Annotated in this window: 10 protein-coding genes and 1 CRISPR repeat array (1 of these 11 only partly in view); of the genes, 4 read left to right on the top strand and 6 right to left on the bottom strand. The window is 70.7% G+C overall.

Translation table 11 applies throughout. The features are described 5' to 3' along the window. A CRISPR array of direct repeats spans positions 1-708; the repeat unit is 29 nt; unit sequence GTCGTCATCACCCCTGGAGGGGTCGCAAC; it reaches 232 nt to the left of the window's first position. 264 nt (positions 709-972) lie between these two features. Further along, on the bottom strand, positions 973-1,110 hold the full coding sequence (locus ACIBJC_RS09525; protein ID WP_399290014.1) for a hypothetical protein: 138 nt from the start codon (positions 1,108-1,110) through the stop codon (positions 973-975). A gap of 1,017 nt (positions 1,111-2,127) precedes the next feature. Between ACIBJC_RS09525 and ACIBJC_RS09520 the strand changes: the two genes are divergently transcribed. The 3 genes from ACIBJC_RS09520 (at position 2,128) to ACIBJC_RS09510 (ending at position 5,049) form a co-directional block, all read left to right on the top strand. Next, a complete protein-coding gene (locus tag ACIBJC_RS09520) occupies positions 2,128-2,466 on the top strand; it encodes a MerR family transcriptional regulator (RefSeq protein WP_399290012.1) in 339 nt (112 codons plus the stop codon). Positions 2,467-3,006: 540 nt separating this feature from the next. Beyond that, a complete protein-coding gene (locus tag ACIBJC_RS09515; protein ID WP_399290010.1) occupies positions 3,007-3,210 on the top strand; it encodes a cold-shock protein in 204 nt (67 codons plus the stop codon). A gap of 324 nt (positions 3,211-3,534) precedes the next feature. Next, positions 3,535-5,049 carry a DEAD/DEAH box helicase gene (locus tag ACIBJC_RS09510; RefSeq protein ID WP_399290008.1) on the top strand — a complete coding sequence of 505 codons (1,515 nt, stop codon included), beginning with the start codon at positions 3,535-3,537 and terminating at the stop codon, positions 5,047-5,049. 65 nt (positions 5,050-5,114) lie between these two features. Here ACIBJC_RS09510 and ACIBJC_RS09505 read toward each other — a convergent pair whose 3' ends face one another. After that, positions 5,115-7,391, bottom strand: coding sequence for a M4 family metallopeptidase (locus tag ACIBJC_RS09505; RefSeq protein ID WP_399290006.1), 2,277 nt, complete (start codon positions 7,389-7,391; stop codon positions 5,115-5,117). Between the two features lie 149 nt (positions 7,392-7,540). Here ACIBJC_RS09505 and ACIBJC_RS09500 point away from each other — a divergent pair, with 149 nt between their 5' ends. Next, positions 7,541-8,023, top strand: coding sequence for a lamin tail domain-containing protein (locus tag ACIBJC_RS09500; RefSeq protein WP_399290004.1), 483 nt, complete (start codon positions 7,541-7,543; stop codon positions 8,021-8,023). Positions 8,024-8,104: 81 nt separating this feature from the next. Here ACIBJC_RS09500 and ACIBJC_RS09495 read toward each other — a convergent pair whose 3' ends face one another. The 4 genes from ACIBJC_RS09495 to ACIBJC_RS09480 all read right to left on the bottom strand — a co-directional run bounded on the left by ACIBJC_RS09495 (position 8,105) and on the right by ACIBJC_RS09480 (position 19,159). Then, positions 8,105-10,462, bottom strand: a complete 2,358-nt coding sequence (locus tag ACIBJC_RS09495; protein ID WP_399290002.1) for a M4 family metallopeptidase — start codon at positions 10,460-10,462, stop codon at positions 8,105-8,107. A gap of 651 nt (positions 10,463-11,113) precedes the next feature. Beyond that, on the bottom strand, positions 11,114-16,156 hold the full coding sequence (locus tag ACIBJC_RS09490; protein ID WP_399291129.1) for a DNA repair ATPase: 5,043 nt from the start codon (positions 16,154-16,156) through the stop codon (positions 11,114-11,116). A gap of 134 nt (positions 16,157-16,290) precedes the next feature. Further along, positions 16,291-18,417, bottom strand: coding sequence for a flotillin family protein (locus ACIBJC_RS09485; protein ID WP_399290000.1), 2,127 nt, complete (start codon positions 18,415-18,417; stop codon positions 16,291-16,293). Between the two features lie 118 nt (positions 18,418-18,535). Further along, complete coding sequence (locus ACIBJC_RS09480) at positions 18,536-19,159, bottom strand: hypothetical protein (protein WP_399289998.1); 624 nt, start codon at positions 19,157-19,159, stop codon at positions 18,536-18,538. Between the last annotated feature and the right edge of the window lie 246 nt (positions 19,160-19,405).

Genomic DNA, 19,405 nt, shown 5'->3' with positions numbered 1-19,405 from the left:
CGCGGGCCGCCGCGCCCAGCGCGCGGGTCGTCATCACCCCTGGAGGGGTCGCAACTCGAAGCCGAGGTCGGCGGCGAGGCGCTGGTTTCCGTTGTCGTCATCACCCCTGGAGGGGTCGCAACACCGCGTTCTGTGCGGCGGCAAGGAGGGTTTGGTCGGTCGTCATCACCCCTGGAGGGGTCGCAACAGCATCAGCGGCGCGATCACCAGCCACCAGGCCTGTCGTCATCACCCCTGGAGGGGTCGCAACGCGACAGCGGCGTCTACAAGCCGACCCGCACCCACGGTCGTCATCACCCCTGGAGGGGTCGCAACGGCCGCCCGGCCGGGGGCGGAGACCTCACGGGCATGGTCGTCATCACCCCTGGAGGGGTCGCAACGACAGCCGGTCCGCCGTACCGGCCGCCAGCGAGCCGGTCGTCATCACCCCTGGAGGGGTCGCAACAAGTCCGCCGGTTCGGGGGTGCGGGTGCGGCGGATCTCCAGTCGTCATCATCCCTGGTGGGGTCGCAACTGGTCGGGGTGATAGGCAGCGGTCAGGGTGAGGGTGGTCGTCATCACCCCTGGAAGGGTCGCAACAAGAGGATTCCGCCGTAGTGCCGGGCGGTCTCGAATCGTCATCACCCCTGGAGGGGTCGCAACACGTACGCCTGACCGGGGTCCTGGGCCTCCGTCGTCGGTCGCCATCATCCCTGGAGGGTCACGACAGACGGCAGACCGGGTCGCTCACGTACCCCCTCCGCCGTCGCGGCCCGCCCCACCCCGGGGGCCGGAGGGCACATCCAGGGCACATGAGCCTGGGAAACGGCGTTGAACCGTGAGAACTGGCGAGATCAGTTTTCCCAGGTCAACGCACGTTTCACCGGGAAGCACCAGGTCAGCACCCTCCCGCCCCCACTCGCCGCACACGGCAGGACTTCTCGAAGAGGCCGCACGAGAACGGGCACCAGCCTTACTCCGAGCCCGGCTCGGTCACGGCGGGACCAGTTCATCGCTGCGGTCACGTACGGCGGCCTCGATGCCGTCCGGATACGCGGTCGGATCCGGGGCGCAGGTGCCGCCGCCGTGGCGCAGGGCATTGGTGATGCGCTCCGGGACTACCAGGACCACGCCGCCGGCAGCCTCGGCTGCGATCGCCGTCCGTACAAGACCCTCGAGTAGATCTCGGGTGCCCGCGCGTGCGTCGGCACGGCGGTTGCGGAGCGAACAGTTGCGACGTTGCCCCTCATGGTGCCCATCAGGTCACCCTGGTCCCTGAATCGTCCATGCCCGTCCTGTCTGCTCGGCGCTTCCGCCCCGGCCTGTGGCGTTCTGTGACGAGACTGGGCCGAGCGTGCTGGTCAGAGCGGGCTTCCCTGGCCGAGGTGGGGGCCGCCGTATGCCCCTTCAGCGGTCGAGGCCAACTATCTCTCCACCTGGAGCAGGGAAATCTATGTCGGCCAGGGTAGACATTGGGTGGTGGTGTGGTTATGGTTTCTCTCGTAGCCGAGATCGAGCAGGGCCTGGCAGAGATGAACTGCCGGGCAGTAGTAGTCGCAGTGCGCAGGACGGTGCGGTGGTGGAGTACCGAAGCCAGGTTTGTTGCAGGACGGCGACGGGACTGACGACCGGACCGGGTGGCCCGCGGTGATGAGGGGCCGCCATGAGCAGTACCGCAGTGGCAGTACCCGAAGGTGCAGTTCGCAGTACCCAGCAGTGAAGTCAGTGTGCAACACCTTGGTGAAGGCGTCGGCTGCGGACGCGCGCACCGGGAAGTTCGGCAGTGGGGTTCCAAGCCAGAGCAGACGCAGGACGGGCGACGGGGCTGGCTGCCGAAGAGTGGCGCTGAGGCAGGCCACTGAGCAGTTCGTATCACCAGCAGTGACCCCAGAGGGAAGAACGGAGGAGCCAGGCGCCATCAGGATCGCCCGGGCGGAAGCCTGAGCCCGGGTACCGCAGGACATCGATAGCGAGGTGGTCTCCGGTCAAGCAACCGCGATCCCCGCACACCCGACAGCATCCCGGTCGGGTCCGCGGAAACAGAAGGCCGGCGCAGGAACAGGGCCGGCTGATGGTGTAGCAGTTCCTTCGGGGCCCTGGTGCCATATGGCACCAGGGCCCCTCGACGCGTTCCGCAGAGAGGTGCAAATGACAGCAGACGACTCGTACGACCGTCTCGACGACGACGACTACCCCGCCTACACCATGGGCCGGGCCGCCGACATGCTCGGCACCACCCAGGGCTTCCTCCGCGCCATCGGTGAAGCCCGCCTGATCACCCCGCTCCGCTCCGAGGGCGGCCACCGCCGCTACTCCCGCTACCAGCTGCGCATCGCGGCCCGCGCCCGGGAACTCGTCGACCAGGGCACCCCCATCGAGGCCGCATGCCGCATCATCATCCTCGAAGACCAGCTCGAAGAAGCCCAGCGCATCAACGCCGAACACCACCGCCCCGCCGAATCGGTGAATCCACCGCCCACGGTCTGACGTGGTGCGCGTCCGCCGGGTACCGGCGGGTCGCGCACACCCATGTCGGGGGGTGTGGCGCATGGCTCGTTCTTCTGGTGACAGGGCGCGCGGACGAGGAGCGTCCGCGTCAGCCTTCCCGGTTCGGAAGTTCCCTCTTCGCCCACGTCTTCGGCGTGGGCGTGGGCGTTCCACGTCGCCGCGCACCCGAGAACCTGGGCGATCACCCCGAGCCGTGAAAAGCGAGCACTCCTCCTGAAATGCCGCACTACAAGTGGATCGATATCTATGGCCGCCGAGTAAGGGTTTAAGGGTTCATGCGAGGAGTGTTTTTACCGCAACGAACGGAGTGGAATTATTTAACGCACCCAGACCGCTACCGCATGCTACTGTCACCCTCAGTTGCAGTCTTGGTTCCCAAAATTCCTCCGCGTCTTCGGTTTTTCTCTGCCGCTGGAAGCGTTCTTGTATTTCCGGTAATTTTCCGGGCGGGGCATCATCACGGCGACCCGGTATCCGCGCATTGCGGGTCCCGGCGTACTGCCCCAAAGGAGATATGACATGGCATCCGGCACCGTGAAGTGGTTCAACGCAGCCAAGGGTTTCGGCTTCATCGAGCAGGACGGTGGGGGCGATGACGTGTTCGCCCACTTCTCGAACATCGCCGCCCAAGGCTTCCGCGAGCTGACCGAAGGCCAGAAGGTCACCTTCGACATCGCGGCGGGCCAGAAGGGCCCGACGGCCGAGAACATCATTCCCGGCTGACGCTGCGGCGCACTTCGTGGCTGGGGCCCGCATCCCTCGGGGTGCGGGCCCCAGCCACGGGCGTTTCCCGCAGACGTTTCACCTGTGGGACACCCACCGCCCGCACGCCTCCTCCAGGGATGCGGGCCTCTTCAAAGCCACACCCGCCGGCGTCCTGGATCTCTCATCCGCATGACGTCACCTATTCCATGCCTGCACCGCACCCCGAATTCACTGCAGGCCGGATTCACTGTCGCATTCCATTCGGCCCGTTCTTGTGATTCTCCGCGCTGCTCTTTCGCTGCGAGAATTCCTTGATACGTGCCGTATCAAGGAAGGTTCTGAATGAACCCCACACGTACGAACGACCGCTCCTCGCGCACCCGCAGCCGTACCGGCGGCCCCGCTTTCGGCTCGGGTGCCGGTTCGGGCCGGGGCAGCCGCTTCAGCTCGCCCGCCCCGAGCCGTTCCGGGGGCGCACGCCGCTCGGACGGCTACGGTCGGCGGCCGGCAGCGGTACAGGGCGAATTCGCCCTGCCGAAGACGATCACTCCCGCGCTGCCCGCCGTCGAGGCGTTCGCCGACCTCGACATGCCCGAGCAGCTGCTGAGCGCGCTCACCGCGCAAGGTGTGAGCGTCCCGTTCCCGATCCAGGGCGCGACCCTGCCCAACACCCTCGCGGGCCGCGACGTCCTCGGGCGCGGGCGTACCGGCTCCGGAAAGACCCTCGCCTTCGGCCTGGCCCTGCTGGCCCGCACCGCCGGACAGCGCGCCGAGCCCCGCCAGCCGCTGGCTCTGATCCTCGTGCCGACGCGTGAGCTGGCGCAGCAGGTGACCGACGCACTCACCCCCTACGCCCGCTCGGTGAAGCTGCGCCTGACCACTGTCGTCGGCGGAATGCCGATCGGCAGGCAGGCCAGTGCGCTGCGCGGTGGCGCCGAGGTCGTCGTCGCGACGCCGGGCCGCCTCAAGGACCTCATCGACCGTGGTGACTGCCGGCTGGACCAGGTCGCGATCACCGTCCTGGACGAGGCCGATCAGATGGCCGACATGGGCTTCATGCCCCAGGTCACCGCCCTGCTGGACCAGGTCCGCCCCGAGGGCCAGCGGATGCTGTTCTCCGCCACCCTCGACCGCAACGTCGACCTCCTGGTCCGCCGCTACCTCACCGACCCGGTCGTCCACTCCGTCGACCCGTCCGCAGGTGCGGTCACCACGATGGAGCACCACGTTCTGCACGTCCACGGCGCCGACAAGCACCGGACGACGACGGAGATCGCAGCGCGCAAGGGCCGGGTGATCATGTTCCTGGACACCAAGCACGCCGTCGACCGGCTGACGCAGGACCTGCTGAACAGCGGTGTCCGGGCCGCAGCCCTGCATGGCGGGAAGTCGCAGCCTCAGCGCACCCGGACCCTGGCCCAGTTCAGGACCGGGCACGTCACCGTGCTCGTCGCGACGAACGTCGCGGCGCGCGGCATCCACGTCGACAACCTCGATCTCGTCGTCAACGTCGACCCGCCGACCGACCACAAGGACTACCTCCACCGCGGCGGCCGTACCGCGCGGGCAGGCGAGTCCGGCAGCGTCGTCACCCTGGTCACCCCCAGCCAGCGCCGCGACATGACCCGCCTCATGTCGGCTGCCGGCATCGTGCCCCGGACCACCCAGGTCCGCTCCGGCGAGGAGGCACTCAGCCGGATCACCGGCGCCCGGACCCCCTCCGGTATCCCCGTGACGATCACCGCGCCGGCGGCCGAGCGGCGTAAGCGCGGCGCGCCCTCGCGCGGCCGACGCAGCCCCGCTTCGGCTGCCCGGCGCGTGACCGTGCGGCAGTCCTCCTTTGACTCGGCGGCCTGAGGTTCGTCCGTCTTGACAGGTGACCGCGTCTGGCGCCTGCTCGTCCGCGTCAGGACGTCAGAAGGTCAGAACGTCATGCTCCAGCGGTCCAAGTACCCCGGGTCGACCGTGAAGATGCCCGGCGTGTTGTCCGTGACGCGGAGTTTCCAGGTGCCGTTCGCCGGGAGGGACGAGGCGTCGACCGTGTACGTGGTGTGGAGTTCCGTGCCCGTGTCCCAGATGAAGTCCTTGACCAGGATCGCCGTGCCGTCCTCGCTCACCAGGTGGAGGATCTGGCCGCCGATGAAGTCGTGGACGAGGTCGACCGTGATCTTCAGGTCGGTGGGGGCGTTGCCCTCGTGGCCCGTGACGGTGAGCGGGGCCTCGATGGTGGCCCAGTTGGGGATGGAGTAACGGGCCGGGTTGACGAAGTGGTCGCCGCCCGAGGCGAGGACCGTCCAGGGGAAGGGGAGGGTCAGGGTGTCCTGGGCCGTGGTGGTGATCGTGATCGTCGGGGTGTAGGCGCCCGCGGTGGTGGGGGTGCCGGAGATCAGGCCCGTGGTGGGGTCGATCGTGAGGCCCGGCGGGAGGCCCGTGGCCGTGTAGGTCAGGGCGCCCGGGCGGGAGGTGGTGGCCTCGATGCGGCGGGTGGTGGGCTGGCCGGTCGCCACGTCGCGGGTGGACGGGGCCGCCGCGGCGATGTGGTTGACGTAGCGGGGGCCGACGTTGACGGCGGCCCAGGCGTTGCCGACCGCCTCGTATCCCGCGCTGTCGCGGCCGAAGAGGTCTTCCGCGGCCCGGAGCGTGGCGGTGCGGGCGCCCGCGTAGTCGGTGGAGCTGGTCATGTAGAGGGTCAGCGCCCGGTACCAGACGCTGGTCGCGAGCGGCAGGCCCAGCGGGGCGACCGGGGTGTTGTCGTAGGTGGGGCTGTCGTACGCGATGCCGTTGATGGTCTTCTGCCCGCTGCCCTCGGCGAGCAGGTAGAAGAAGTGGTTGCCGATGCCGGAGCTGTGGTGCGGGTCGAGCTTGCGGGTGCCCGGTGTCCAGTGGTCCTGTGAAGTGCCCCTGTCCGAGGCGTCCTTGGAGGGCTGATCCATGTGGCGCAGGGGCTTGCCCGTACCGCGCAGGTCGGCCAGTTCGCCCATCAGGTAGTCGGGGACGTCGTTCGGGTTGTCCGTGAAGAACTCCACGGCGGCGCCCATGATGTCGCTCGTCGCCTCGTTCAGACCGCCGGACTCGCCGGAGTACGTCAGGTTCGCGGTGGCGTAGGTCAGGCCGTGGGTCATCTCGTGGGCGGCGATGTCGAGCGAGGTGACCGGCCGGGCGTTGCCGATGCCGTCGCCGTACGTCATGCAGAAGCAGGAGTCGTTCCAGAAGGCGTTGGCGTACCCGTTCCCGTAGTGGACGCGGGAGCGCGCGCCGACGCCGTCGCCCCTGATGCCGGCCCTGCCGAACCGCTCCTGGAAGAAGTCCCAGGTCTGCTGCGCCCCGTACGCCGCGTCCACGGCCGCCGTCTGGCGGTGGGCGGGGGTGCCGTCGCCCCAGATGTCGTCGGCGTCGGTGAGCAGCACGCCGGATCCGCCGGCCGAGATGTCGTACGTACGGTGGCTGCCGCGCCCCGCGTCGGTCAGTTCGTACAGGTCCCCGTTGCGTACGGAGCCGATCTCGACCCGGCCGTTGTACTGGCCCTCGCCCGCGCCGGGGTGGATACGGTCGAACTCCTGGAGCTTCCGTCCGTCCGCCGCGTCCGTGATGACGTGGAGTTCGCTGGGGGTGCCGTCCTTCCCTACGCCCTTCTCGACGGACTCCCAGGCGAGCGTGGGCGCGCCACCGTACCCCGCCCAGATCACCTTGCGCCGTGTGCCGCCGGGGGGCTCCTCGGGGGTCAGCTTCGCCGTGGTCGTCGGTACGGAGAGGGGCGCGTCCATCGCGTGGGTGACGGTGGGGGCCGCTTGCTTACCGGGCTTCTCGTGGACGACCAGGTCGCCGCCCAGGACCGGGAGTCCGGCGTACGTGCGCTCGTAGCGGGTGTGGACCGTGCCGTCGGCGTCCTTGGCGACGTCCTTCGGGATCAGCTTCTCCTCGGCGCCCAGCTTGAGGGAGCGGGCGGTGTCCGGGCTGGTCTTCGTCGCCGACTTGAGGAGGTCCGCGCGCTGTTCGGGAGTCAACGGCACCGGTCTCGCCCCGGGGTTGGGGGTCGCCGATATGCGGGGCGGGGCGGGGGACTTCGTGGACGTGGACGCGGTCGCGGTCGCGGTCGCGGTCGCGGGGAGTGTGGTGGCGGTCAGTGCGGTCAGAGTGGTCAGAACGGTCAGTGTGAGTGCCGCTGCTGTTGCTGTTGCTGTGCGTGGCTTACGTGTCATTGCGGTGCGTCAGCTCCTCTGTGGGGCCCTACGCACGGCGTGTCTCTGATTTCCTGAAAAACACACCATAACGCCAGGGCGGACATAGTCTGTGCGTCTGCCGGGCTGCCATTGGGGGGTGCCCGGCCTGAGATCAATGGGGATTGCTCATGCGCTGCACCCGCACGCTCACCGCCGCCGCCCTGGCGGTCGCCGCCGGGGTCGTCCTGCTGCCGACACAGGCGCAGGCACAGGTACAGGCACAGGCACCAGTACGAGCCGCGGCCGGTTCCGTGCACCTGTACAAGATCTATTACGACTCGCCGGGCACGGACAACCGTTCCAGCGCGTCCCTGAACGCCGAGTACGTGCAGATCAGGAACACGACGTCGAAGGCGGTCTCCCTGAAGGGCTGGACCCTCGTCGACGCGTCGAACCACAAGTACGTCTTCGGTACGTACAGCCTCGGCAAGGGCAAGACGGTGACCGTACGCACCGGTAAGGGGAAGGACACGGCCGCCAACCGGTACCAGAACCGCGCGGCCTACGTGTGGAACAACGACAAGGACACCGCGACGCTGAAGAAGGCGAACGGCACCAAGGCGGACACCTGCTCGTACAACTCGACCAAGGTCGACTACAAGATGTGCTGACCCTTCGGGGCCTGGTCCCCGCCCGTCCGTTGCTGCGGGCGGGCGGGGACCTCGTGATGACGCGGACGTCCTGGTGTTACGTCAGCTGGTGAAGCTCAGGGCCCACCTGTCGATGTAGCCCGCGTCCGCCTGGTACACGTCCCGCACCCGCAGCTTCCACGTACCGTTCGCCGCGATCGCCGACGCGTCCACCGTGTACGTCGCGTGGACGTTGTCCGCCGAGTCGGAGCTCGCGCTGTTCTTCAGGCGGTGGACGGAGCCGTCCGAGCCGACCAGGTCGATCTCCAGGTCGCCGCGCCAGGTGTGGATGATGTCGACCGTCACCTTGAGGTCGGCGGGGGCGTTGCCCTCGCGGCCCGTGACGACGAGCGGGGACTCGGCGGCCGGGCCGCCGCCGTCCGGGATGTCGACCCGGGCCGGGTTGACGAAGAAGTCGCCCCCGGAGGCGATCACCGTCCAGGGGAAGGTCGCCGTCGCGCCGCCGCCGTCCGTCGTGCTGACGGTGATCTCGGGCGTGAAGTCGCCCGCCTCGGTCGGGCTGCCGGAGACCACGCCCGTACCGGAGTCGATCGTCAGGCCGGCGGGCAGCCCGGTGGCGCTGTACGTGAGTCCGCCCGGGCGGCTCGTCGCCGCGTCGATGGTGAGCGTGGCCGGCTGGCCCACCGCCGCCTTCTGGGCGGTCGGCGGGGTCAGGGCGATGTGGTTGACGAACCGGTTGCCGACGTTGACGGCCGCCCAGGTGTTGCCGACCGCCTCGTACGCCTCGCTGGAGCGGCCGTACAGGTCCTCGGCGGCCTGGAGGGTGGCGGCGCGGGCGCCCGCGAAGTCCGTCGTGCTCGTCATGTAGAGGGTCAGCGCCCGGTACCAGACGGTGAAGGCGTTGTGCAGGCCCAGGCCGGGGACGGGCAGGTCGTCGTAGGTGGGGCTGTCGTAGTCGTGCCCCTTGACCGTCTTCTTTCCGCTGCCCTCCGCGAGGAGGTAGAAGAAGTGGTTCGCCACACCGGAGGAGAAGTGCGGGTCGAGTCCCTCGGTGCGGGGGCTCCAGTAGTCCTGGGAGATGCCGTCCTTGGAGGGCTGGTCCATGTAACGCAGCGGGGTGCCGTCGCCGTTGATGTCGATGCGTTCGCCGACCTCGTAGTCGGGTGCGTCGTGGGGGTTGTCGGCGAAGAACTCCACGGCGGCGGCCATGATGTCGCTGCTGCCCTCGTTCAGCCCGCCGGACTCACCGTTGTTGTAGTACAGGTCCGCGGTGGCGGAGGTGACCCCGTGCGTCATCTCGTGGGCGGCGACGTCGAGCGCGGTCAGCGGGTTGGCGTTGCCCGCGCCGTCGCCGTACAGCATGCAGAAGCAGTTGTCGTCCCAGTAGGCGTTGACCACTTGGTTGCCGAAGTGGACGCGGGAGGAGGCGCCGACGCCGTCGCCGGCGATGCCGTCGCGGCCGAACTGGTCGTGGTAGAAGTCGTAGGTGACCTGCGCGCCGTAGGCGGCGTCCACGGCCGCCGTCTGCCGGTTGGTCACGGTCGTGTCGCCCCACACGTCCTCGGGGCTGGTGACGAGGGTGCCGTCGCCGGAGGTGGCGCCGTTCAGGTCGTACGTCTTGTGGTTGCCGCGCCGGGCATCGGTCAACTCGTAGACGTCACCGTTGCGTACGCTGCCGATCTCGACCTCGCCGCTGAACTGGCCGTGTCCGACGCCCGCCTGGATCCGGTCGAACTCCTGGAGCTTCTTGCCGCTCTTCGCGTCGGTGACGACATGGAGTTCGGTGGGGCCACCGTCCTCCCGTACGCCCTTCACGACGGACTCCCACGCCAGCGTGGAGGCGCCGTCCTTCGCCCAGATCACCTGGCGCGGCGCGCCGTCGGGGGTCGCCTTCCCGGTGCCCGCGTCGGCGGCGGCCTTCAGGGACGACTTCCGCGCCTCGGCGGCGGGGACGGCGGCCCGGGTCGTCGGTACGGAGAGGGGCGCGTCCATCGCGTGGGTGACGGTGGGGGCCGCTTGCTTACCGGGCTTCTCGTGGACGACCAGGTCGCCGCCCAGGACCGGGAGTCCGGCGTAGGTGCGCTCGTAGCGGGTGTGGACGGTGCCGTCGGCGTCCTTGGCGACGTCCTTCGGGATCAGCTTCTCCTCGGCGCCCAGCTTGAGGGAGCGGGCGGTGCCGGCGCCGGCGGTCGCGGCGGCCTTGAGGAGCTTCGCGCGCTGCGCGGGGGTGAGGGCCACGTTTCTGGCCCCGGGTCTGGGCTCCGCGGCTATCGCGCCGGACGCGCTGGAGCGCTCTTGTGGCGCGGCGGGCGCTGCGGGCGAAGCCGACGCGGGGAGCGCGGTGACGACCAGGGCCGCCAGGGCGAGGGCGGCGGTGGCCGCCGTACGGGTCCTACGGAACGTGGTAAGGGAGTTGATTCGGGAAGCAGTACGAGAGGTGGTTCGGGAGGTGTTCGTCACTCCTGGTGCTCCTTCTGTCCGGGCGTCCGGGGACGGCCGGCTGGAACGGGATCGGGCGGCTGGATGTGCCGTCCGGCGAGGAGAGGTGCGATGGCTCTTGCGCGGGGTGCGGCCCGGGCGACGCTGCCCGGCCGGTGCGCGTACGGGCGCGACGGCGGCCCGTGCGGAGTGCGGCACATGCGGTGTACGGCGGGTGCCGAATGCCGGAAATGCCGTCAGAAATTGCTGTGTACAGGTAGGTGCCGCGCGTAAAGCGCGCTTCCTAAATCGTTTCAGCGGCGGGCGCGCTTGTCAGCAACGCATCGAATGGTTGTCCGAAAGAAGGTCGACCCCTCGGGGCCCGACGCACGGCATACGCCAGCGATCACATGGGCCTTTACATGGTCGCAACAGACCGCGTCCGTCGGTGCTTTGGCCGCTTCCGGCCCCTGGCAGACGCCCTGGCAGGGCTCTCAACAGGGGTTCTGTGGGAAGTCCGGGGGCCCAACATGTCGGGGCGGGGCGGAGATGTCGCCTCCGCCCCGCCCCGCCCCCCGATCCCCCCTCTTCCCCCGGCCCGGTGCCCCCGCGGCCCCCGCACTCCCCCGTACGCTCATCGGCTCATCCGACATGACACCGTGATGCCAAGCGTCAACCTTCTCGCACGCTCCGTCAACAGGGCGTCGCCCCGTGTGATCGTTCCCGCGTGATCGCGGACTCCACCGCGCCCACCCGATCGGCGAGCACCCCGAGCGCCGCGACCGCTCGCGACAGGGGGTCGTCCGCCGGGGAGCCGAGCGCCGCCGACCGTACGTACGCCGCCTTGACCGCCGCCCACCGGTCCGCCTGCTCCGGGTTCAACGTCCCCCGGAGTTCGGCGAGTTTGAGGAGGTTCGCCTCCGCGCCCGTCGTCAGGGTCTGGGCCTCGCCCGCGTAGTGGTCGGCGACGACGGCCGCCACCTCCGCGTCGTTCATCACCGCGTCCAGCCGGGCCACGATCTTGTTCATGTTCCGGTACGAGCCCTGGAGCAGGAACGGCGGCTCCGTACGGGACGCCTCCGACTGCGCCGCCGAGGCGATGTACGCCGCGTTGACCGCGAGGACCGTCTCCCGCGCCGTCAGCACATGGCGCAGGACGGCGAGGACACGGTCCGACTCGGCCGGTGCGTACGGGTGGACGAGCCGGTCGGCCCGCGCCGTCGGGTCCCCGGCCGCCAGCCGTACGAAAAGGTCCAGGTCGGCGCTGTCGCGGGCGGCGAGCGGGGCCAGCACCGGGTGCGCGGTGAGGGCGTTCTCCACGAAGCTCAGCGCGAAGACGTCCTCCTTGCCCGTCAGCACCTCGCCCAGATTCCAGACGTCCGCCCGGTTGGCGAGCATGTCCGGGATCCGGAAACGGTGGCCGGACTCGGTGTACGGATTGCCCGCCATGCACACCGCGAAGCGCTTCCCGCGCAGGTCGTACGTCCGCGTCTCCCCGTTCCGCACCCCCTCCATCCGGCGCTGCGCGTCGCACAACGGGATGAACTGCTGGAGGAGTTCGGGCGAGGTGTGCTGGATGTCGTCCAGGTGGAGGAGGGTGTTGTTGCCGCTCTCCAGCGCGAAGTTGATCTTCTCGACCTCCTGGCGCGCGGTCGCGTTCGGCGCCTGCTCCGGGTCGAGCGAGGTGACGGCGTGGCCCAGCGCCGGGCCGTTGATCTTCACCAGGACCAGGCCGAGCCGGTCCGCGACGTACTCCATCAGCGTCGTCTTGCCGTAGCCCGGCGGGGAGACGAGCAGCAGCAGACCGTGGGAGTCGGTGCGCTTGCCCTCGCCCGCCGTGCCGATCTGCCGGGCGAGGTTGTCCCCGATGAGCGGCAGATAGACCTCGTCGATGAGCCGGTTGCGCACGAAGGACGACATGACGCGCGGCCGGTGGTCGTCCAGCCGCAGCCGGGCCCGCTCGGCGGCGACCAGCGCGCCACGTCGGCGCTGGTACGCCCGGAAGCCGGGAGCCACGCGCTCGCGGAAGTCGGCCGTACGGGCGAGGAGTTCGTCGATCCGGACGGTCAGACGCCGGCGCTCGAACCTCGGGTGGCTGCCGAGCAGACCCTCGACGGTCTCGCTGAGCGGCGCGGCCGAGTCGTGGCGGACCAGGCCGGGGCAGAGCTCCACGGCCACGGCCTCCGCGAGGTCGCCCTGGAGTTCGCCCTGGAGCTCGCCTTGGAGCTCGCCTTGGAACTCGCCTTGGAACTCGCCTTGGAGTTCGCCTCCCTGAGCTGCGGCGACACCGCTCGACTCCACGTACGCCGTCAGCCAGTTCTCGACAATCTGGCGCCGTGTGTCAAGGTCCTCCTCGCCCAGACCGTCGAGATCGTCGTCGTACGCGGACGTGCCCACCGCGCGGCGGAACGCGGCGAGCAGCGTCCGGGCGCCCGCGCTGGTCACAAAGCCCTTCGGGCCGCTGGTCAGCTCCTCGAAGAGGTACGCCGCGCTGAGCGGGCCGCCGCCGTACGGGGCCATGACCCCGGCCAGTTCGGTCCGGAGCGCCGCGATCGCGGGCGCGAGGCCGAACGTCGCGCGGGCCCGTGCCATCGAGACCGCGCGCCGCGTCCAGGCCTCCCGCGCCTCCTCCGTCGTGCCGTGCGCCCAGAAGAGCTGGGCGGCGGCGCGCGCCTCGGGCGGGAAGCGCAGCAGCCCGGCCTCGGCGCCCAGCCGCAGCAGCGCGCCGAGGATGAGCGTGGCGTCGTGGTCGTGGACGCCCCGCTCGTACCCCTCGTCGTACGCGGACTCCGCCGACTTCCGTACGAAGGGGAGCAGTTGATCCGCTTCCGGCAGCCCCTCCGGGCCGTGCTCCGCGAGCAGCCGCGCCGCCAGGTACTCGCCGCGGTAGACGTCCGGCGACTCCGAGGGCAGGGTCTGCGCCCAATAGGCGCGGGTGGCCGCGAACTCCGGGTCGGTGACGGGAGCGCGGTAGTCGGTCCCGGTGAGGGCGAAGGCCAGCCCCGCGCCATCGGAGCCGTCCCCGTCGTGGGAGCCCGCGCCGCCCCGCCGCCCGTCCGGTACGAGCGTCAGCTCCAGCGGCTGCGTGTTCACCGCGAAGCGGTGCCGCCCCAGGCGGATCAGGGCGCCGCCGTCCGCGTACAGGTCGGCCCGGTCGCGCAGGGCGCGCGCCGCCTCCTGCCGCGCGGCCTTGAGCCGTCCCTCCAACTCCTCCGCCCGTACGGTGTCGCCGAGTTCGCGCAGCTCCGCCACCGTACGGCGGACCTTCGCGGCCATCGGGTCGGAGGCGAAGTACGTGCTGATCGCGTCCGCCGAGCCGAGGGTGGCCGCCCGGCGGGCGATGGTCTCCAGCACCCGGGCCGCCGACCCGCCCAGCCGCTCCGCCCGCCGGGCCCGCGCGTCCTGGAGGCTCTGCTTGCGGGCGGCGAAGGCGTCGTGGACCTCGGTGCGCCTGGCGGACAGCTCCGCGAGGTGGTCGTCGGACTCCGCGAACCGCGCTTCCAGGTCCTCCAGCCGCAGCAGCAGCCCGGCCACCTGCTCGTCGCAGGCGTCGGGGGTGTCGGCCACGGCCATCGCGCCCGTGACCGCCTGCCCCAACAGGGCAGTCTCCGCCGCGAATTCGGCCCGGCCCTCGTGGTCGAGCAGTTCCCTGCGGCGGGCGTCGAGCGTGGCGCGGGCGGTGTTGACGCCGCCGAGCACCTCGGCGATCCGCTCCAGGATGGACGTACGGACGGTGGCGTCGCCGATGTCCAGACCGGCCACGACCTCGGTGACGGTCCGCAGCCCGGCGGTCAGTTCGTCCAGGCGCGCGGTGACGGGCGCCGCCTCCGCGGCGGTGGCGAGGGTGCCGCCCTCGGCCGTGAGCCGCGCCGCTCCGATGGCCTCGTGGTACCAGGCGAAGGCGTCCGCGCCCCGCAGGAACCCCACCGCGCGCTGCGCGAACGACGTGAGGTCCCCCGTCAGCTCCGCGGCGAGCGCGTCGACGGCCTCGATGTCCGCGTACCGCCGCTCCTTGAGCGTCAGCAAGTGGCCGTGCGCATGCCGGAGTTCGGTGATGCGGTCCACCCAGCCGGCGGCCGTGCGCGGCGCCTCGCCGCGTGCCCGGCGCACCAGCGCGGCGATCTCGGCGGCGGCCTCCGCGAACGCCTCGGCCGCCTGCCGCGTCAGCGTCGTCACGGTCTCGAACTCGGCCAGCACCTGCCCGGCCGTGTCCCGTACCCCGCCCAGCGGCTCGCGCAGATCGCCCACGTCCGGGTCGCCCAGCCAGTGGTACGTGTCGGCGGCGCGCACGCAGGCGGCGCGCAGCGCCCCGTACCCCTCGGCGGTGGTGGACAGGGGGTCGGTGACGGAGCGGGCCAGCGAGAGGCAGTCGGAGATGCCACGCACCAGATCGGCGTTGCCGATGCGCGCCAGCGGCCCGTCCCCGGCGGGCGTCGCGGCGGCGTACGTGTCGGAGACGAACGGCGAGCGCCAGAGCTGGACCGGATGGACCCGTACGGGCTCCTCCGCGTCCCCCGCCGCCGGGGCGGACCGCAGGGCGACGAGCGCCCCGTCCTCGAAGAGCGCGTGGCCCCGCCAGGGCAGCGGGGCGGCGGCCTCCTCGCGGATCAGGTTGTACGGGAGCAGCAGGCCGCGGCCCCGGGTGCGGTCGTGGAACGCGTACAGCACGTCCTCGCCGTTCGGGGAGCGCAGCTCGCGCTCGAACTCCATTGCCTCCGTGTCGAGTTCGAAGGTCTTGTGCGCGCCGGTGGCGAGGACGTAGCCGCCGGGGAAGATGATCCCCTGCTCCTCGGGGAGCCGCCGGCACGCCTGCCCGAGGGAGTCGAGCCGCAGAGCCGTCCTGGTGGCGGTGTGGACGACGAGATGGCGCCGGGTCTCCTCCTTGTACGGGCGGACGCGCAGCAGGGTCAGGGCGCCGGCCTTCGCGTACTCGATCTCGGCGTCGGCCAGCGACTGGAGCGGTTCGGTGACCGGTTCGGTGTACAGCACCTCGTCGGCCCCACCGACGCCCCCGTCCCTGACGGTGAGGGCGCCGCCCACGGTCGAGACCCGCAACCGCCCGCCGTCAACGGCGACATACGGGTGGCCGCCGGGGACCTGGTCCTCGCGGGTGGTCGGCGTCCAGGTGAAGTCGTGGGCGGGCGGCGGGACATGGTCGCGCTCGCCGCGCGCGTCGAGGAACTCGACCACGCTGTGCGCTCCTTCGCCGGAGAGCGCCCAGCGCAGTACGCGGATGTCGTCGGCGCTCTCGCCGGTCTGGAAGACGGCGAGCAGCCTGCCGTCGACGCACCGGAGCCGGCGCAGCCGGGCGTCGCGGAAGTAGCGGTACAGCTCCGCGAACTCCCTTACGAAGCGCGGGTCGTCGAGCAGTCCGGGCACGGCGTCCGGCGGCAGCGGGTTCAGCTCGCGGTCGTACAGCGCGAGGACGTCCCCGACCTCGACCGCCGCCCCGGGGCCGCCGCCCGGCCGCCCGTGGTGGCCGAGGAGCAGCGCGCCGCCGACGGCGACGAGGTCGCGGGGCACGCTGGGCCGCTCGGTGCGCAGGTGCTCGGTGCCGGTGAGGGCCAGCTCCGTAGCGCCGAACGCCGCGACGCGGCGGGAGTTCAGCTCCTCGGCCCGGCGGGCCAGCTCCCTGGCCTGGGCGCCGAGCCGGTCGCGCAGCACCTCGTACGTACCGGCGTCCACGGCGTGCGCACCGGACTCAGCGGCGTGCGCCGCGCCCGTACCGGTTTCCATCGGACTCACTTCTCACTCTCCCCGCGCTTCATGCTTCTTCCGTACGCACCTACGCACGCGTCACGGCGCGCGGATCCGGATCCACCGACCCCCGTGCGGCAGCTCCGGACCCGCGCGTCCCCGAGACCGGGCTCTCAGGCCGTGACCGCGCCGTTCAGGGCACCGTCCGGTGTCCCGTGCAGCGCGGAGAGCGGGGTGTCGGAGAGGCCCAGCCTCTCGGCGTGCTCAAGGAGTTGCTGGAGCTGCCCGGCCTGCACGCCGTAGCCGTTGCCGTTGCCGTTGCCGCCGGACTTCATCAGCTTCATCAGCAGCGCCGACACCGTCAGGTTCTGCACGTCGGCCGTCGAGACCGAGCCGAGGATCCGCGTCAGGTCCTCGGGGAAGCTGGCCGTACCGTCCAGCCACGGCTTGCCGAGCGCCCGCGCCGTCTCGGAGTGCTGGACGAAGCCGTCCACGCTCTTGCCGAGCGAGATCGACGAGACGAGCCGGTCGAAGAAGACGGAGTCGCCGCCGACGATGTTGATGTCGGCGCTCTCCAGACCCGTCGCGAGGATCGTGGCCTGCGCCTCCGCGACCTGCCGCTGTACGTCCAGACCCGCGAGCCGGATCTCCTTGTCGGCGGCCAGCCGCAGCCGGTACTCCTCGTGCGTACGGGACGCGTCGTCCAGCGCGGCCATCGCCGCCGCCTTCTCCGTGAGCCCCGCCGCCTCGGCCTTCAGCTTCTCGCCGATCATCGCGGCGTCCGCCGTGGCCTGCGCCCGCATGCCCTCGGCCGCCGCGAGGGCCTTCAGCCTGGCCCCCTCAGCCTCGGCGCGCAGCCGCGCCTCGGTGGCGCCGGCCTCCGCGAGGCCCGCCTTCTCGATGACGTCCGCCTCCTTGTCACGGACCTGGACCGCCGCGAGACCGGGCGCCGCCGTCTCCGCCTGGACGCCCTCCGCGAGCCGCAGCTTGGCCTGCGAGTCGAGATCGGCGGCCTTCAGCCGCGCCTCGGCGAGCGTGAGCTGCTCGGCCGCGTGGTGGCGGGCGGCGACCTCGGCCGCCTCGGCGGCCTTGATGTCCTTGACCAGCTTCTCCTGGGCCTCCGCCTCGGCGGCGATGATCACCGACTGGCGGGTGCGCTCGGCCTCCTCGACGATCCGGAGCTTCTTGATCGACTCCTCCTGCTCGGCGACCGTACGGTCCACGGCGATCCGCTCGCGGATGACATCGGCCACCTCACGGCGCTCCGCCTCGACCTCCTTGTCCTTGGAGATACGGCTCAGCTCGGTCTCGCGCTCGCGCCCGATGACCTCCAGGACACGGTCCTTCTCGATGCGCTCGTTCTCGACGGCGATGACCCGCTCGCGGTTCTTCTGCGCCACGGCGATCTCCCGCGCCTGGTTCTCGCGCTGCACGCCGAGCTGCTCCTCCGTGCGGAGGAACGCGGTCTGCGCGCCGAGCCGTTCCTCCTCCTGCACCTTGGCCGTCGCGGCCTCCTCGCGGGCGCGGAGCGTCTCCACCTCGCGGTGCTGCTTGATCTCGGCCTCGGCCTGGCGGCGTTCCAGCTCCAGGATGGTCTCCCGGGCGTCGACGTTCTGCCGGGTGATCTCCTTCTGCTCCGTACGCTGGAACTCGTTGGTACGGACGTGCTCGACGGCCGTCAGCTCGGTGATCTTGCGGATGCCCTGGGCGTCCAGGATGTTGGCGCCGTCGAGCTGTGTCATCGGGGTCTGCTCAAGGAAGTCGATGGCGGCGTCGTCGAGGTGGTAGCCGTTGAGGTCCGTGCCGATGACGCGGATGATCCGGTCCCGGAACTCCTCGCGCTTGGTGTAGAGGTCGACGAAGTCGAGCTGCTTGCCGACCGTCTTCAGCGCCTCGGAGAACTTCGCGGCGAAGAACTCCTGGATGGCGATCTTGTCGCTGGCCCGTTCCGTGCCGATCGCCTGGGCGACCTTGATGACGTCCTCGACGGTCTTGTTGACCCGTACGAAGAACGAGATGTGGATGTCGGCGCGGATGTTGTCCTGGCAGATCAGGCCCTCGCGGCCGGTTCTGCGGATCTCGATGATCTTCACCGAGATGTCCATGTACTCGGCCTTGTGCAGCACCGGCAGGACAACGGCGCCGGTGAAGGTCACGTCGACCTTCTTGGTCTTGGAGATGATCAGCGCGCGGCCCTGCTCCACCTTGCGGAAGAGCCGGCTGATCACCAGGAACAGGGCGATGGCGACGAGCAGGGCGACGGCGACGAGCACGCCGAGGCCCAAGGAGATGGCATCCATGAGGAATCCTCGAAAAGAGTGCGAGCGTGGTGGCGGTGACGGCGGTCCGGGGCGCCGGTGAGGGCACGGCTCCCGGCCCGAAGGCGGTGATACCGGTCGGACGGGGAGGGCCGCTGGGTCAGCGGGCGGAACGCGGGTCGAGCGCCGGGTCGTACGGGCCGACCCAGAAGAACTCGCCCTCGGCGTCGAACGCGTACAGCAACCCCGTGGACCCGGCGGCGAGATGCGCGGCCTCGTCGGCCCCGGCCCGCCTGACCTGGACGAGCGCGGTCGAGCCGTCGGCCGCCGCGACCTCGGCCTGACCGAAGTCGGCGGAGACGGAGCCGGTACGGATCGTGCAGGTCAGCCCGATGAAGTCCAGCCGGGACGGCGGCGCCTGTTCAGGCACGAGGTCGCGCAATCGGCGTACGAGGAGCCGGGTGACACCCCAGGCGATCAGCGCGGCCCCGGCGAGCACGGCGCCCGACCAGAGCGTACGGGCGGCCCCGGGCTCCACGGAGCGGCGCACCAGCACCGATCCGGCGAGGCTCACGAACCAGGCCGTGGCGATCAGCACCGACACGGGCACGGCGACCGGGACTCCCCCGAACCCGCCGCCGGCCGGGGTGTTCATATGCCCGGAGAAGGAGTCGTGCTCGGCGGCCCCGGCGACGACCAGCAGCCAGAAGCCGACGACGACGATCAGGGCGGCGCCGAAGAGCGCGGCGGGGAAACCGAGGGCGGCGCGGTAGAACTCGTTCATCCGTCCCCACCCCCCGATGTCCTGTCACACCCGTACGCCCGTGCGTACGTCTTCCGCGTCCGTCATCCACGTTCGCCGTTCACGTCCGTCATCCGCGTACGTCAACTGCGTTCGTCGCGTCCGCGTGCGTCGTCCGAATACGTCATCCGCGTCCGCGTGCGTCATCGCCCCGGCGCGGGACACGCTTCCGTGTCCCGGCACCAGGGTCCTTCCCCCGTCTGTGCTGCGCCCATTCTGTGTGACAGG

The sequence above is a fragment of the Streptomyces sp. NPDC050509 genome (assembly GCF_044457965.1).
In the GTDB taxonomy this organism is placed as follows: Bacteria; Actinomycetota; Actinomycetes; order Streptomycetales; family Streptomycetaceae; genus Streptomyces.
This window is presented reverse-complemented; position numbering and strand designations above follow the sequence as displayed.

Bases quoted from the DNA above. Each gene is read 5' to 3' on its own strand.
- ACIBJC_RS09505 (WP_399290006.1), bottom strand. From the start codon at position 7,391: ATGACACGTAAGCCACGCACAGCAACAGCAACAGCAGCGGCACTCACA.
- ACIBJC_RS09510 (WP_399290008.1), top strand. From the start codon at position 3,535: ATGAACCCCACACGTACGAACGACCGCTCCTCGCGCACCCGCAGCCGT.
- ACIBJC_RS09520 (WP_399290012.1), top strand. From the start codon at position 2,128: ATGACAGCAGACGACTCGTACGACCGTCTCGACGACGACGACTACCCC.
- ACIBJC_RS09490 (WP_399291129.1), bottom strand. From the start codon at position 16,156: ATGGAAACCGGTACGGGCGCGGCGCACGCCGCTGAGTCCGGTGCGCAC.
- ACIBJC_RS09515 (WP_399290010.1), top strand. From the start codon at position 3,007: ATGGCATCCGGCACCGTGAAGTGGTTCAACGCAGCCAAGGGTTTCGGC.
- ACIBJC_RS09500 (WP_399290004.1), top strand. From the start codon at position 7,541: ATGCGCTGCACCCGCACGCTCACCGCCGCCGCCCTGGCGGTCGCCGCC.
- ACIBJC_RS09485 (WP_399290000.1), bottom strand. From the start codon at position 18,417: ATGGATGCCATCTCCTTGGGCCTCGGCGTGCTCGTCGCCGTCGCCCTG.
- ACIBJC_RS09480 (WP_399289998.1), bottom strand. From the start codon at position 19,159: ATGAACGAGTTCTACCGCGCCGCCCTCGGTTTCCCCGCCGCGCTCTTC.